14 protein-coding genes are annotated in these 14,258 nt (G+C 42.8%); 3 read left to right on the top strand and 11 right to left on the bottom strand.

Going from position 1 to position 14,258, the window contains the following annotated elements; genetic code table 11:
- Positions 1 to 509 (top strand): RNA-guided endonuclease InsQ/TnpB family protein (locus B3R91_RS08380; RefSeq protein WP_286797186.1); only part of this gene is annotated, 509 nt, incomplete at its 5' end.
- Between the two features lie 78 nt (positions 510 to 587).
- Here B3R91_RS08380 and B3R91_RS08375 read toward each other — a convergent pair.
- The 6 genes from B3R91_RS08375 to B3R91_RS08350 form a co-directional block, all read right to left on the bottom strand.
- Complete coding sequence (locus B3R91_RS08375) at positions 588 to 1,163, bottom strand: DUF421 domain-containing protein (protein ID WP_286797185.1); 576 nt, start codon at positions 1,161 to 1,163, stop codon at positions 588 to 590.
- Positions 1,164 to 1,456: 293 nt separating this feature from the next.
- Positions 1,457 to 1,669, bottom strand: coding sequence for a cold-shock protein (locus B3R91_RS08370; RefSeq protein WP_068408416.1), 213 nt, complete (start codon positions 1,667 to 1,669; stop codon positions 1,457 to 1,459).
- 367 nt (positions 1,670 to 2,036) lie between these two features.
- Positions 2,037 to 2,462, bottom strand: coding sequence for a hypothetical protein (locus B3R91_RS08365; RefSeq protein WP_068408418.1), 426 nt, complete (start codon positions 2,460 to 2,462; stop codon positions 2,037 to 2,039).
- A gap of 297 nt (positions 2,463 to 2,759) precedes the next feature.
- Complete coding sequence (gene ilvC, locus B3R91_RS08360; protein ID WP_068408420.1) at positions 2,760 to 3,776, bottom strand: ketol-acid reductoisomerase; 1,017 nt, start codon at positions 3,774 to 3,776, stop codon at positions 2,760 to 2,762.
- 134 nt (positions 3,777 to 3,910) lie between these two features.
- Entirely contained in the window at positions 3,911 to 4,408 is a 498-nt protein-coding gene (gene ilvN / locus B3R91_RS08355; RefSeq protein ID WP_068408422.1) for an acetolactate synthase small subunit, read from the bottom strand.
- On the bottom strand, positions 4,408 to 6,240 hold the full coding sequence (locus tag B3R91_RS08350) for an acetolactate synthase 3 large subunit (protein WP_286797184.1): 1,833 nt from the start codon (positions 6,238 to 6,240) through the stop codon (positions 4,408 to 4,410). The genes ilvN and B3R91_RS08350 overlap by 1 nt, the downstream gene beginning before the upstream one ends.
- A gap of 841 nt (positions 6,241 to 7,081) precedes the next feature.
- On the opposite strand from B3R91_RS08350, the gene B3R91_RS08345 reads away from it, so the two are divergent.
- Positions 7,082 to 7,591, top strand: coding sequence for a DUF4124 domain-containing protein (locus tag B3R91_RS08345; protein WP_223808605.1), 510 nt, complete (start codon positions 7,082 to 7,084; stop codon positions 7,589 to 7,591).
- A gap of 78 nt (positions 7,592 to 7,669) precedes the next feature.
- Here B3R91_RS08345 and B3R91_RS08340 read toward each other — a convergent pair whose 3' ends face one another.
- Complete coding sequence (locus tag B3R91_RS08340; protein ID WP_286797183.1) at positions 7,670 to 9,451, bottom strand: NAD(P)H-hydrate dehydratase; 1,782 nt, start codon at positions 9,449 to 9,451, stop codon at positions 7,670 to 7,672.
- A gap of 194 nt (positions 9,452 to 9,645) precedes the next feature.
- Here B3R91_RS08340 and queG point away from each other — a divergent pair, with 194 nt between their 5' ends.
- Positions 9,646 to 10,914 carry a tRNA epoxyqueuosine(34) reductase QueG gene (gene queG / locus B3R91_RS08335; RefSeq protein WP_286797181.1) on the top strand — a complete coding sequence of 423 codons (1,269 nt, stop codon included), beginning with the start codon at positions 9,646 to 9,648 and terminating at the stop codon, positions 10,912 to 10,914.
- Between the two features lie 119 nt (positions 10,915 to 11,033).
- Here the strand turns inward: queG and lysM are convergent, their stop codons facing one another.
- The 4 genes from lysM to fabD form a co-directional block, all read right to left on the bottom strand.
- The gene (gene lysM, locus B3R91_RS08330; RefSeq protein ID WP_144297874.1) at positions 11,034 to 11,543 is read right to left on the bottom strand and encodes a peptidoglycan-binding protein LysM; all 510 of its coding nucleotides are present in this window, start codon (positions 11,541 to 11,543) and stop codon (positions 11,034 to 11,036) included.
- 446 nt (positions 11,544 to 11,989) lie between these two features.
- Positions 11,990 to 12,226 carry an acyl carrier protein gene (acpP, locus tag B3R91_RS08325; RefSeq protein WP_068034635.1) on the bottom strand — a complete coding sequence of 79 codons (237 nt, stop codon included), beginning with the start codon at positions 12,224 to 12,226 and terminating at the stop codon, positions 11,990 to 11,992.
- A 284-nt stretch (positions 12,227 to 12,510) separates the two neighbouring features.
- Positions 12,511 to 13,245, bottom strand: coding sequence for a 3-oxoacyl-ACP reductase FabG (gene fabG / locus B3R91_RS08320; protein ID WP_265088596.1), 735 nt, complete (start codon positions 13,243 to 13,245; stop codon positions 12,511 to 12,513).
- A complete protein-coding gene (fabD, locus tag B3R91_RS08315; RefSeq protein ID WP_286797179.1) occupies positions 13,236 to 14,204 on the bottom strand; it encodes an ACP S-malonyltransferase in 969 nt (322 codons plus the stop codon). Before fabD ends, fabG begins: the two co-directional genes overlap by 10 nt.
- Between the last annotated feature and the right edge of the window lie 54 nt (positions 14,205 to 14,258).

Here is a 14,258-nt window from a genome sequence, read left to right as displayed (position 1 = left end):
AGATTCAAAAATTACACCATCATATTGCCAATATCCGCCATGACTACTTGCATAAAATCACCACCACAATCAGCAAAAACCACGCCATGATTGCTTGTGAGGACTTAAAAGTAGCCAATATGTCGAAATCTGCTAGTGGCTCTGCTACTCAGCATGGGCGCAACGTCAAAGCCAAGTCAGGATTGAATAAATCCATTTTGGATCAAGGCTGGGGCATGATGATTGATATGCTTGAGTACAAGCAGTACTGGCAAGGCGGGGTGCTCATTAAAGTAAACCCACGCTACACCAGCCAAACCTGCTTTGAGTGCAAGCATATCGCTAAAGAAAATAGACGCACTCAAGCTAAATTTGAGTGCATCCAATGCGGGCATAAAGCAAATGCTGATGTGAATGCAGCTAAAAATATTCTTGCGGCAGGACATGCCGTTTTGTCTGCGGAGGGAGGATGCGGTAAAGGTCGCCCGTTGAAACAGAAAACTTGTGACATTCGTGAGAAAGTCGCCTAAGCGCTAACGCTTTTAGAATCCCCCACTTGAGCTTAGCGAAAGTGGTGGGAGTATGTCAAGATTTCATCTTCCGACTTTTTATTGTATAGGCGGGTTATCAGATTTACTCTTAGAGTTAATTAGCAAATGGCTGTCGCGAATGTCGTCAAACAGTGACCAGTCAGGCGCGGTATTATCATTCTTAATAACGCTCATATCGCCGGTTGTTTCCATAATAACAGCGAATACTTCGCTCTTTGCTTTCAATCCATTCCTACGCAATACTTCTTGCACGTCACTTTTGGTTAGATTGGCTTCTTTTAAATTATCGCAAAAATACTCTCCGTGCGCCATTAAGATAATTGCTTGATTATCAATCAGTGATTTTAGAGGCTTAGACTTACGCCTAATGACAGAGATGGTACCTTGAATAAGAAACAATACCGCAACGGCCACTAAGCCTTGAGCCAAAGATGGGCTGTCAGATAAGATGGTTGACGCCAGTATGCTACCGATAGCAACGGTCATGGCAAAATCATAGCTTGAAAGCTTAGAAAAACTGCGTAACCCCATCAGTCGCGTAAATACGATAAGACCGCCATATAATCCAAGCGCTGATAGTGAAATACCGAGCACTTGCTGCCATTCAATCGCAAACCATTTTTCCCACTGCATACACTCGCCTTTTTTATTTGGTTTTAACGTCTAAAAACTTTTTTAAACTAATCCTCTATTAAGATAACAGCATTATTGTCAACAATAAATAATCACGGTTTGTCCAAACTTACAGAATTTAAGTCACTTCCTCAAAAAAACATCATGAAAAAAGCAACCTGATGAATGGTTGCTTTTTTTTAACGTCTAAACAGTATTTTTATTGTTTTAACAAACAAAGGAATCAATACTTATCTATCATCTTTATGGTATCAAGTTGGCTGATAAATCAGTTTACTCAATAATCAGTAAGATTAGATAGCTTCGATTTGCTCAGCTTGTGGGCCTTTTTTGCCATCACCTAAGATGAAAGACACTTTTTGGCCTTCGGCTAGAGTTTTGAAACCGTTACCTTGGATAGCGCTGTAGTGAGCGAATACGTCTTGTCCGCCATTGTCTTGAGCGATAAAACCAAAACCTTTAGCTTCATTAAACCACTTTACAGTGCCTTCAACTTTCTCTGACATAAATTTTCCTAACTCTTTAACTGTTGGCGAGACGTGTGTCATCACCGATTAATTGATATATACTCAAGTGTTTTTTGCTAAGCGCATCGGCTTAAACCCTTGATTTATCTAGAAGATAACCTCAAGCTCTTGCCTAAAATCCTATGAGTACAAGCTGATTATAGCAGCTTTTCTAAACTGCAACAGGTTAAATTATTTTTTTTTGTAAAAAACCGCGGCCTTCTGTCAGCTTTATCATTAAATAAATATTTATCATTTAAATAATTGATTTTAATGGTTATTTTATAGTATCTAAGCTAAAAAAATTGATTTACGTTGCTCTTAATAGCACAACAACCAAAAATACCATCTAAACGCTAAAACATTGTTATGCAGGTAGCGGTAACCAGGGCGATAATAAAACCAGTAGACACAAGGCAAAAAATATCAAAGAAAACGACTGACTATAGGCGATATATTTAGCTGGCACCACCAAATCCTTCGGTGAGTCTGGTATGCCTTTGCGCTTGAGCAGACGCGTACCATATATCCAGCCGTAGATGGTATAGATGCTATAAGCGACTGGCACGGCAATGGCCAACGGCGCCAAATCAATGACGTACAACGCCAGAGTAGAGACAAAGAACCAAGCGGTATCAAGTAAAGAGCTGATGCGAAAGAACTTAGATTGCGGCAGCTTACCTTGGTTGCGCTTGAGCATCTCGCCTTCTATCCAAATCAATACTGCTACCACAGCGCTCAGAGTAATGTAGATAAATTGCGGCGTCAGCCAGTTAGGACTTGGTATTTGCACAACAGACAACCTGTAATCAAGAAAGAATAAGAATAAAAAATCAAGCGCTCAGATCATTCTTTAGCGTTTGGTTTTAGTATTTTTTTAAATAAAATAAGCAAGTCTGCTTATATGAGGCAGTAATAAAGAGTTTTCAACCACTAACAAGTGATTACGGTGGCAACTTTCTCTAGATTATTGAATTGCTAGCCATTAAAAAACCCATGCTATCGAGTGATAACATGGGTTTTGATTTTTAGATAACTAAAATGATAGAGATTTGATTATTGCTTAATTGCTTAACCATTCACTAATAAATTAGTTTTTGTCTTTATCGATGATTTTATTGCCACCAATCCAAGGCATCATGCCGCGCAATTTCGCACCAGTCACTTCGATTTGGTGCTCAGCGTTGTTACGACGACGGGCAGTCATTGAAGGATAGTTGGTTGCGCCTTCACTGATGAACATTTTTGCGTATTCACCAGATTGGATGCGTTTTAGCGCATTACGCATCGCTTCACGTGACTGTTCGTTGATCACTTCTGGACCAGTCACGTATTCGCCGTACTCAGCGTTGTTGCTGATTGAATAGTTCATATCAGCGATACCGCCTTCATACATGAGGTCAACGATGAGCTTTAGCTCATGTAAGCACTCAAAGTAAGCCATTTCAGGAGCATAGCCGGCTTCAGTTAGGGTTTCAAAGCCCATTTTTACCAGCTCAACCGCGCCGCCACAAAGTACCGCTTGCTCACCAAATAGGTCGGTTTCGGTTTCATCTTTAAAGGTCGTTTCGATGATGCCTGAACGACCACCACCAACACCAGCAGCATAAGACAAGGCTAACTGCTTAGCTTGACCAGACGCATCTTGATAGATAGCGATTAAATCTGGGATACCGCCACCTTTGGTAAATTCTGAACGTACGGTATGACCTGGTGCCTTAGGCGCCACCATAATAACGTCAAGGTCGCTACGTGGCTCTACTTGGTTGTAATGGATCGCAAAACCATGAGCAAAAGCAAGGGTTGCACCTTCTTTGATGTTTGGCTCAATCACATCGCTATAAAGCTGTTTTTGGAACTCATCAGGGGTCAAAATCATCACGACGTCAGCCGCTTTTACCGCTTCTTCTACTTCAGCAACTTTAAGGCCCGCGTTTTCCGCTTTTTTCCATGAGCTAGAATTGGCACGTAGACCAACGGTGACATCGACGTCTGAGTCTTGTAAATTCAACGCGTGTGCATGGCCTTGTGAACCGTAACCAATAATGGCAACTTTTTTGCCTTGGATGATTGATAGGTCACAGTCTTTGTCATAATAAACGTTCATAAATAGAGTCCTTTTCCTAAAACATGGCTGGCCATGGATAATAAGCGCTTCTGCTCTAACCGAAACTCTAAAGTATTGGCTAAAATGAGCGCGCTGTTGATAATAAATTAAGATTTTTAATAACGATTATAAAATTACAAGCTTAGGGTTTTTTCGCCACGTGCAATACCAATCACACCCGAACGCACCACTTCCATAATGCGCTCGCGACCAATCACATCGATAAAGCCGTCAAGCTTGGCTTTATCACCAACGATTTGAATGGTGTATAGGTTAGAATTGACATCAACGATTTGAGCGCGGAAAATATCAGCACTGCGTTTAATCTCTTCACGTACACCGCCCGACGCTCGTACTTTAATAAGCATGAGCTCACGCTCGACGTGCACATTGTCTGTTAGATTGAGCACTTTAACCACTTCAATCAATTTATGCAATTGCTTGGTGATTTGCTCGATTCTTTCAGGCGAGGTAATGGTAGTGACCGTCAGACGTGAGATACTTGGATCATCAGTAGGGGCGACGTTTAGCGTCTCGATGTTATAGCCGCGTTGGGAGAACAAGCCGACTAACCGCGACAACGAACCCGCTTCGTTTTCCATCAATACCGAAATCAGATGTTGTTGTTGCATTAGGTACGCTCCCCTTTTGTTAACCACATATCACGCATCGCTTGCCCAGCGACTTGCATAGGATAGACATGCTCATTACGATCGACATAAACGTCGATAAATACCAATTTATCAGTCATAGCCATAGCTTCAGCCAATTGTGCTTCCATAGTCGCAGGATCGGTAATCTTAATACCGACATGACCATAGCTTTCAGCCAATTTGACAAAGTCTGGTAGTGAGTTCATATAAGACTGCGCATGACGGCCTTCATACAGCATGTCTTGCCACTGCTTCACCATGCCCAACTGCGCATTGTTTAGATTCAAAATCTTGACTGGCAAATTATATTGTAAGCAGGTTGAGAGCTCTTGAATATTCATCTGAATAGAGCCTTCACCGGTAATACACACCACGTCACGCTCAGGATTAGCAAGTTTTGCCGCCATTGCATAAGGCAAGCCCACACCCATGGTGCCCAAACCGCCGGAGTTCAACCATTGACCAGGCTCATTATAAGTATAATAAAGCGCGGCAAACATCTGATGCTGACCGACGTCACTGGTGATAATGGCGTTACTATTGGTTACTTTATCCAAAGCCTGCACCACCGCTTGTGGCTTAATACCATTATCGGTATTAGTGTCATAACGTAGGCCATGACGCGTACGCCATTCATTAATTTGTGACCACCAATCTAACAAGGCATGCTGCTCAAGCTCTTTATCATCACCGATGATTTCTAACATATCGGTCAAGACTGCTTTAACATCGCCGACGATTGGAATATGGGCATTAATGGTTTTTGAAATGGATGCCGGATCAATATCGATATGAATAATCGTCGCATTCGGACAGAATTTTTTGACATTATTGGTCACCCGGTCATCAAAACGTGCACCGATTGCCAAGATGACATCAGCGTGATGCATACTCATATTGGCTTCATAGGTGCCATGCATCCCAAGCATACCTAAGAACTGACTATCAGAACCTGGGAAAGTACCCAAACCCATTAAGGTATTGGTAACTGGCAAGTTTAAGCGATGCGCAAGTTCCCTCAGCTCTTTGCTCGCTTTACTCCAGATAACCCCGCCGCCTGCATAAATAACAGGACGCTGTGCTGATAATAAGGTTTCAACCGCTTTTTTAATTTGACCGCTATGACCTTTTAGTGAGGGCTGATACGAGCGGATAAACACGTCTTTTGGATAAGCGTAGGCAAATTTTTCACTTGGCGCTGTCATATCTTTTGGTACGTCAATGACTACTGGGCCTGGACGTCCAGACTGAGCGATATGAAAGGCTTTTTTGACAATCATAGGGATTTCGCTAGCATGGCGCACTTGGAAGCTATGCTTGACGATAGGACGTGATACACCGACCATATCGGTTTCTTGGAAGGCATCTTCACCGATTAGGCTACTAGGTACCTGACCTGAAATAACCACCATCGGCACAGAATCCATAAAGGCGGTCGCAATGGCTGTCACGGTATTGGTCGCACCTGGACCTGATGTCGCGAGCACCACACCTGTCTGACCGGTCACACGCGAATAAGCATCTGCCATGTGGCCAGCTGCTTGTTCATGACGCACTAAAATGTGCTCAATACTTTCTTGTTGAAACAAGGCATCATAGATATGTAGAACGGCGCCGCCTGGATAGCCAAAAATATATTTGACCCCTTCATCGGTCAATGCTTGCACCAACATCTCAGCGCCAGATAGCATCACAGGCTGCTCGCTACCCTCTGCAAGGCGTTGTTGCTTTTCTTCAAAATTTTTGGCGGCATTACCCGTTTGGGTATGTCCAGTCATATTCGGACTTTGCGTGGTTTGCGTCACTGTCATCACCTTTTTTTGTGGTAAGAATGGTCGCTCATTTATAAAAGAAAACACCGTTTTTACAAGGTTATTGGTCTTATAAAGAAGACTTGGGATTCTTATCCCTATCAAGAATGTGTGCCTACTATATTCAAGTAACACTGTTATATAGAACAGCATGGCCCTCAAACACAGCAATATATGTAGGGTCAGCTTTGTGGCAGGATTTTATCGACAGACAGTGACAAGATGCGAATGCACCTATAAAAGAGGCTTATTATTTTGAGAATACCAAGTTACGACAGTGATAAATAAATAGAGGCAGGATATAAAACGACTCTCAATAATATTGACACGCTATAGGATCGCTAAATCTTATAACTTATTTAATGAGTTGTTGTTAAAACTACACATTGTGCCCTATTTTTTATTACAGCCAAATCTTACGAACCACAGTAATAATAAGTTTATCTTAGTCATTGTAGACAGATAAGTCCGCAGACAATAAATATAGCTTTGAATACGCATTAGGATAATGGCATTTTATTCCATATCATTGTCACAAAGAAAATAAAACTGAGCAAGCTACTGATAAGCAACCCGTAGTCCTTATTTTCAAGTGCCACGGCAATTTTATAAAAGCCGCTCACTGACCAATCAACTGCTATTATATTCGATGGTTTGGGCACCTTTGTCAAGAAAAACTTCTAAACCCTATGCCTAACTATTAGTTATTAAATAATGTACATTTATAAGTATTATTTGCTAAAATCAAACGCTAGTGTATTTATATTGTTATCAAGACGATTAAATATTATCCTTATCTGATAAATACGTCCGTTTCTTACCTATTAAGAGGATTGTCATTATGGCAATTGTTACCATGGCATCTGCGTTTCGTGTGAACACCGCTACCAAACTGCTTCTAAGTATCAGCACGGCGTGTATGCTCATGCTGCCAATCAATGCCAGTCATGCCATTCAGGTTTATAAATCTATCGGCGCGCATGGCGAGGTGAAGTACAGCCAACACGCCCCGCAAAACGGTAGAAATATTGAAGTGATAGAGTTTCGTAGTGACGGCAGACAAAGTAACGCCGGACAATTGGCAGGGAAAACCGAAGCCAATCAAGCGGCTCCGCAAAGTGCTGAAGAACAGCGCGTGGCTCAGCTAGAGGCGCGCATTAAAGAACAAGAAGCACAGGCGAATGCTCAGCGTTGCCAGTCATTACGCAATAATTTAACCAACCTAAATGTTGGTGGGCGTATCTACGAGATGGATGCCAATGGTAAACGTCAATATTTAGATGGCCGTGAAATTGAGCTAAAACGCGAGCGTGTACAGCAAGCCATCAATCAATATTGTAATGGTACCTAAACTCGGTCTTTATATACCTTTGAATAATACCATCACTGCTCTATTCAACGTTAGTCATTGATACTGATAACTGATGATTCAGTCAGTTATCAGGTGCATAATATGGCGGATAGCAACGGGCATATCCTGTGCTTGCAAGCCTCGTTGGCCGATCAATAATGAGCGACAATTATGAGTATGGCTAAGACTTTCTAAATTTTCTGCCTGCCCCGCTAAGCAGTCGCCTGCCAGACCGTGAAGCAGAACCGCTTGGTGCAAACTACGCGCTTCTTCGGTCAAATCCTTTTGCGCTAGCAGACCTGCAATGACGCCTGATAACACATCGCCCATGCCAGCGCTTGCCATCCCGGCATTACCGACGCCACAAACGTAAATCTGTCTTTCCTCAGCCTTTTGCTCTAGCACTAACGACCCTGCACCTTTTAGCACCCAATCGCCGCCATAGATTTTGGCGCACCGTTTTATCATGGCTAGCCTATCCTCTTCTACTTCATTGACCTCTTTATTCAACAATCTTGCCGCTTCACCACTATGCGGTGTTAGGCAAACTTGATGTTCGCTACTATACGCTTTTAGCTGTGTAACCAGTTTATGCTGCTCTGCCTGCAATGTTGCTAAATGATATAAACCATCCGCATCAATCACTATTGGTTTGCTATTTTCTATCGCCGTTTGGATATAATTTATAAACAACGCTTTTGCTTTGTCATCACGGCCAAGTCCCATGCCGATAGCAATAACACTGGCTTCTTGGATGAGGTTTTTTACGCCATCTGTATCGTGTAAATTGATGGTCATCGCATCAGGCAATGAAGTTAATAGGGCGCCGTGAAATGCTTCATGACAAGCGACGGTGATTTTACCCGCACCTGTCGCCATCGTACTTGAAGCCGAGAGGATAGCGGCACCGCCCATGCCCTGCGAGCCATCAACGCGATTACCGCCAATCACCAATACATGCCCGTAACTGCCTTTATAGCTGTTTTGTCGGCGTGGATTCAGTGCATGCGCGGTTGTCAGGAGTTTGGCCTCCGGCTTAAACTCTTTACTAGCCATTTGATAAGGTATGAGCGGGATATCAATTACCTCACCGCTATAATCCATACCATCGTTAGTATGCAAACCAAATTTGCGCGCAATCAAACATAATGTCGCATCAGCGTTTACCGCTACTTGGTCGAATACTTGCCCGGTTGCGGCAACCAAGCCACTGGGCACATCAACCGCAACCACTAAAGCGCCATTATGCTGCGCGGCATCGTTAAGGGTACAAATTGCCTGTTTATAAATACCATCAGGCGCGCGATCTAAACCTATACCAAATAACGCATCGATATACACGTCTGCTTGTAGCGGCTTACCTGCGTTTTCCTTGTCATGAGCGCTCATATCTTCAAAGCGTAGATAATCACAGTTAGCAGATAGCGCTACTTGTAGGGCTTGGTTGGCATCAGATAAAGAAGCTTCTTTGTTAGATGGCTGCGTTGTCTCAACTATCGCAAAATCTTGTTTATCAAAACCAACCGTGATGATTTGTACTTGCCAGCCCATTTGCTGCAAATAATAAGCAATCAACCAACCATCACCGCCATTATTACCCTTCCCGACCCAAATATTCGCTCGAGGCGAACACTTAATGCGATTATGGGTGTTAGTAAGCACTGAGGCATAAGAATTAAGTATTTTTTGCTCATAAAGCGCCACAATATAATGTGCCATCTGCCATGCAGCCTGCTGCATTAATCCAAAACTATCATGACCTGCGCCAAACCATGCCTCCTCCATAGCATAAATCTGCTGACTACTATACAAAGCTACTGGTATGGTCGTTTTTGTGGACACATCGGTTGCTACTGGCATGGTTCATCCTCGCTTATTTTTATTGGCTGGTTTTATTATTTTAATCATAAGGTAATGTATGGGTGGTATCAGCTCTATCAAATTTTACGAGAGCTTACAGCTTGGTATAAATACAGATTTATTGGTTTTGCTACTTGCGCTCGTCGCTCACTGGCTTATCATACTGCTATTCACATTATCATTTATAGCGCATTATGAATAGCAAAGCCCAACCTAAACAACTTCAATCGACACAGCCAGACGCACAGACCTCAGATGCTCACAATTTGGCAGCGCAGGCGTCTGCGCCTAATCATGCAGGGCAAGCAAGAATTGCCGTTCATAATGCCTCAAGCTTTGCTACACCAGCAGAGGTTAAACTATGGATTAAAGCCCAAGCGCAAGCCCTAGGATTTGCTGACTGTGGCTTTTTATCGGTGCATCATCCTTTATTTATCGAACAAACAGAACATCTAAAACAATGGCTGGCAAAAGGTTATGAGGGGCAATTGCAGTTTATGCACCATAACCATCATTTGCGGGCCCAACCTGCGCAATTGGTAGAAGGCGCAAAAACCATCATCAGCGTGCGCATGGATTATTTAACCCAAACGCCCACGCCGCGCGCGGTCACTGATAACGCTTATCCCAATCAAGGTATCATCGCCCGTTATGCTAGGGGGCGCGATTATCATAAAACGATGCGCAGTCGCTTAAAGCAATTGGCATTAAAAATAGAAAATATGCTACCTGAATGGCAGCATCTTAATATTGGCTCAGAGCAGGATTTTATTTTTCGCCCCTTTAGCGATTCTGCGCCTATCTTTGAACGTCCTATTGCCGATGCGGCGGGTCTTGGTTGGACGGGCAAACATACCCTGCTCATAAACAAGCAAGCTGGTTCATTTTTTGTCCTCGGCGAGCTATTTATGAGCCTTGAGCTACCCGATGACGAACCGGTCAAGGAGCATTGCGGCAGTTGCAGCGCTTGTATCGACGTCTGCCCTACTCAGGCGATTATCGCCCCCTATGAGCTTGACGCTTCTGCTTGTATCTCTTACCTTACCATCGAGCACGACGGCATTATAGATAGCAAATATCGCCGCGCTATTGGTAATCGCATCTTTGGTTGTGACGACTGTCAGCTCATTTGCCCGTGGAATCGCTACGCCAATATCACGCCAGTAGAAGATTTTGCCCCAAGACACAATCTTGATAACAGCAGTTTGCTTGAGCTATGGCAATGGCAAGAAGCAGAGTTTATGAAAAAGACCGAAGGCAGTCCGCTTAGACGCACCGGTTACGTGAATTTTTTACGCAATATTGCCATTGGCCTTGGTAATGCAGAGGGTAACGCAGATGGTAATGCACAAATAATCACCCAACTGCAAGCAAAATTGGGCTTACATAATGCCATGCTGGACGAACATATTAATTGGGCCATCAAAGAACAACAGGAAAAACTAGAAAGCTTAAAGCCATAAATGCTATGGCAAATAATAAACCAAAAAAATGCCTCTAATGTTAGTGAGAGGCATTTTTATTAGCGTATAACTTTAAATATCTGTGTTTAAATGTTTAGCTTTAAACATTTAATAGCCTATTATGGCTTAGGAATACGTAGTACTTGACCTGGATAAATCTTATCGGGATCAGACAACATTGGCTTATTGGCTTCAAATATTTTCATATAATCACCTGTTGAACCATACACTTCTTTGGCAATTTTAGATAAGCTATCGCCAGATTTTACTGTGTACATGGTAGATTCAGGCGCATCTTCTTCAATATCAATGTTATCAATAACCTTGGCAACGTTTTGCACGTTACCGATAGCGATAATGGCTTTTTCGCGATCTGCTTGTGTCTTAGCTTTACCACTGATTTCGGCTGTATCTGTAGAACCATTATATTTTACTTTTAGATTACTGATATTCAGATTTTGCTGCTGAATACGGCGTAGTAGAATATTGGCAACTGACTGAGCAGAAGGCTCTGTGCTTTGAACTGGGGTATTAGCATCCGCTTTGGTTTCCGCTTTAGCGTCGTGCTTGGCATCGTCACGGTTAAAAATCTTTTCACCAATGTCTTTTGCAAAACTGAACATACCCATAAAATTGCTCCTTAAAATTTTGTTATTCGTTATTTATCATTATTGTTTTAATAGGCGATATATTTAACTGCTTTCCTCTGCCTATTAACGTGATTTGTACTTAACATGAAGGTTACTTAGTGGTTAAACAGCCATTAAAGTTTAATCGGTTTTGACAGACATTACTTTTCTACTGTTTACCTTTCTTAGTTTTCAGTTCTTACCATTTCTAGTATAGACAAAGCTGGATAATCCCTCTAGTAATAGTATGTTGAGTAATGTTAATCTGGCGTAGCTTATGTAACTTTATCATTAATAGCTATGATTTAAATAGGCCAGCGAATTTGAGTCATTGTAAAAGGTAAAACAGAGAGTTAATCATTCCATCTAAAAAACAGTGTTAAAAAAACCGCTTATCAATAAAGATAAACGGTCCTATCACACTTACTTACTAAGCAAATGATTATTTACAGTTGTGCTTGTACGTAATCAATGGCTTTTTGAACAGTCGTTAATTCTGCTGAATCTTCATCAGGAATAGTGATGCCAAAATCGCTTTCGAATGACATAACCAATTCAACTAGGTCTAATGAATCAGCGCCTAAGTCTTCCATGAATGAAGCATCATTGTTGATGTCTTCAACGTTCATACCTAATTGTTCCGCTACCGCAGATTTAACTCTTAGCTCGGTATCATTACTCATGTAGATTTCTCCTTTTTGATCTATTATTTTGACAAAATTGCTATAGTCCCGTATTGGGCACTATAGCATTATATATAAAATGGGATGTTCAGATTAATATGGCTGTCTGAGTGCACTATAACCAATTATACGTTTTGACTAATGTCTGGTAAAGCCTTGCTATCATACAGGGCTTTGACAAAAAAGTATCCGTCATTATAGCACCCTTTATTATAGTTTACACTCGTTCACAGAGTTTTTTATTATAAGTATGTAACGCTTAATTAGAATAATAAATTCTAATGCTACATATACATGCCACCATTAACTGGAATAATCGCACCGGTGATATAACTGGCTTCATCACTTGCTAAGAATGAGACCGCCGCGGCGATATCTTCTGGCTGACCAAGGCGGCTAATCGGCACCGCATCGAGCATTGAATTGAGTAAGCGCTCATCGAGCTCATCGGTCATGTCTGTTTCAATCAAACCTGGGGCGACACAGTTAATGGTCACTTGTCTTGAGCCAATCTCGCGCGCCAGCGTACGGCTAAAACCTTCGACGCCGGCTTTGGTCGCAGCATAGTTAGATTGGCCCGCATTGCCCATTTGAGCGACGACAGAGGTGATATTGATGATACGACCACGGCGCGCTTTCATCATACCGCGTACCGCACGTTTGCTCATACGATAAACTGAGGTTAAATTGGTATCAAGCACATTATCCCAATCTTCATCTTTCATGCGCATCAATAAGCCATCTTGGGTAATACCGGCGTTATTGACCAATACTTGTACCGCGCCGTAGACGCTTTCAATCTCTTCAAACAGCTTATCAATCTGCGCGGTATCACGTACGTCTAATACTCGACCAATACCGCCGCTATCGTGTAAATAATCATCAATAAGCGCCGCGCCTTTTTCTGTGGTCGCTGTGCCAATGACAAAATGGCCTTCTTTGGCAAAACGTTTGGCAACGGCTTTACCGATACCGCGGCTTGCGCCCGTCACTAATGTAATCGTACGGCTCATGATAATACCTCCATCAACTTATCTAAACGGGCAGGCTTGTCGGTAGGATAACTTACGATAGGATGCGCTTGACGCTTGGCCAAGTTACTTAAGACGTTACCGCTGCCACATTCGATTAAAATATTAATTTGTTTGTCGGCCAATTCTTGCATGGTTTTCGACCATAGGACAGGCTCACTGAGCTGCTCGGTCAATGCTTGTTTGATAGCGACTGCATTGGTTTCAACGCGCGCATGACGGTTTTGAATCACTGGAATGGCCGCTTGGTCAAATTGAATGGCTGCCAATTCTTGCGCCAAAGCGCTAGTCGCAGGCTCCATGAGCGCACAATGCGACGGCACACTAACCTTTAATGGAATGGCTTTTTTACCGGTATTTTGAACTTTATCGATCACGGCGTTGACGCCAGCGGCGTTACCTGAAACCACCACTTGACCTGGACTATTAAAGTTTGCGGCGCCAACAATGGCATCATCGACGTGCTCGGTCGCTTGTTCGCATAAGTTTTCGACGCGGTGGTCTTCAAGACCGAGCACCGCTGCCATCGCCGTATCGACCCCTGCCACCGCCTCTTGCATCAATTGACCGCGTTTATGCACTAGCTTGACCGCATCAGCTAGAGATATCACCCCAGCAGCACACAAGGCGCTATATTCACCCAAGGAATGACCCGCTAAGTAACAAGGCTTATCCTCTATTTTTTGTTGTAAGATGCGCCAAATGGCTATGCTAGCGGCTAATAAGGCTGGCTGAGTATATTGGGTTTGATTCAGCTTGTCTTCGTCCTGACAAATTGCCCATAAGTCTTCATCAAGCGCCGTACTCGCTTCCGTAAAAGTATCCCGAATCTCAGGATAGGTTTCGGCAAGCTCGCTCAGCATACCAACCACTTGCGAGCCTTGTCCAGGGAATAGGACGGCTATACGGGTGGGTTGTTTTTTTACCATATCGGGTACAGAGGCCATAACCAATATTCCTTATTTAATTGGAAATACCCCTAAATGAATGGGGTTTATTAT

It is taken from the genome of Psychrobacter sp. UBA6291 (genome assembly GCF_002439405.1).
GTDB lineage: Bacteria > Pseudomonadota > Gammaproteobacteria > Pseudomonadales > Moraxellaceae > Psychrobacter > Psychrobacter faecalis.
The sequence above is the reverse complement of the archived record's forward strand: the minus strand, read 5'-3'. Positions and strand labels throughout refer to the sequence as shown.